This window comes from Curtobacterium sp. MCBD17_030 (assembly GCF_003224255.1).
Classification (GTDB): Bacteria; Actinomycetota; Actinomycetes; order Actinomycetales; family Microbacteriaceae; genus Curtobacterium.
This window is the reverse complement of record NZ_QKLI01000043.1, coordinates 1-1,426: the sequence shown is the minus strand read 5'-3', so window position 1 is coordinate 1,426 and position 1,426 is coordinate 1. Positions and strand designations below refer to the sequence as shown.

The following is a 1,426-nucleotide window of genomic DNA, read 5'->3' as shown; positions in this document are numbered from 1 at the left end:
TGAACTGGTCCCCGGATCTTGGACTGCTTAGTTGGTTCGAGATCCGGGGATGGTTCTGTTGGGTGGTAACGCGTCATCGTTGACTGGTGCGCAGCGCACTGCTGCGGTGGGCTGGTTCGAGCAGGGACTGGCTGATTGGGCGACCGCGCGTCGGTTGGGAGTTGCTCGCACTCCGGTGAAACGGTTGCATCGACGGTGGTCGCTGCATGGCGTGGAGGTGCTCGTGGACGAACCCAGACGCTCGTACTCGTTCGAGGTCAAACGCGATCTCGTGCGCCGGTTCCTCGCCGGTGAGAACGCCGACACGTTGGCCGCCGAGGGTGGCCTCTCGTCGACGTTGCTACTGCGCAAGTGGGTGAACCTCGCCCGCAAGGACGGTGAAGACGCGCTGCGACCGCGCCGCGTGGGCCGGCCGAGAGCGGTCCCCGAGGATGAGCTGTCCGAGGTGGAACGGCTGCGACGGGAGAACGAACTCCTGCGGGCGGAGAACGCGTACCTGGGAAAATTGCGGGCCTTGCAAGCCCAGCAACGGCGCGGGTGAGAACCGCTGCCGTCGCCGCTTGCAAGGCCGCTCATCGCCTGGACGATCTCCTGCGGATTGCCGGGCTTGCCCGGTCGACGTTCTTTTACCACCAGGCCCGCCTGGACCGTCGGGACCGGCATGTCGACACCGCTGCGGCCGTCCGCGCCGTGTTCGTGCATGCCAAGGGCCGATACGGGCACCGCCGGATCCACGCTCAGTTGCGTCGCGACGGGCGCCGAGTGGCGAAGAAGACGGTGCTGGCCTTGATGCGGCAGGAACGGCTGGTCTGCGTGGTGCGGCGCCGGAAGCGGTACTCGTCCTACGGCGGCGAGGTCGGCCGGATCGCACCGAACCTGCTTGACCGGAACTTCACCGCGACCGCGCCAGAGCAGAAGTGGGTCACCGACGTCACCGAGTTCCGCATCGGAACCGGCAAGCTCTACCTCTCCGCGGTGCTGGACCTGTTCGACCGGCGGATCATCGCGCACCGGACGGGGACGAGCCCGACACTGGAACTGACCAACGGGTCCCTCCGGGACGCCCTCACGGCCGCGCCGGGTGCGACACCGATGGTGCACTCCGACCAGGGCGTCCACTACCAGCACCGGTCCTGGCGAGGCATCCTGACCACCGCTGGTGCCCTCCAGTCGATGTCGCGGAAGGGCAACTGTCACGACAACGCGATCATCGAGAACTTCTTCGGTCACCTCAAAGCCGAGATGTTCCACCCCGCCCGCTTCGCTGACACAAGCGAGCTGGATACCGCGATCACGGACTACATCGCCTGGTGGAACACCACCCGCATCCAGGAACGCCTCGAGGGCATGAGCCCGGTCCAATACCGAGCCCATGCCCTCGCGGCATAACCTGAATTCACAGTCCAACAAACAGGGACCAGTTCAC

At 66.0% G+C, this 1,426-nt stretch carries 1 protein-coding gene; it reads left to right on the top strand.

All coding sequences use genetic code 11. The features are described from left to right. Nucleotides 1-127 precede the first annotated feature (127 nt). Nucleotides 128-1,389 (top strand): IS3 family transposase gene (locus DEI89_RS17215; RefSeq protein WP_375537784.1). Its coding sequence is split into 2 segments (ribosomal slippage): nt 128-500 and nt 500-1,389, totalling 1,263 coding nucleotides; the frame shifts between segments, so codons are not numbered across the junction. Nucleotides 1,390-1,426: the final 37 nt, after the last annotated feature.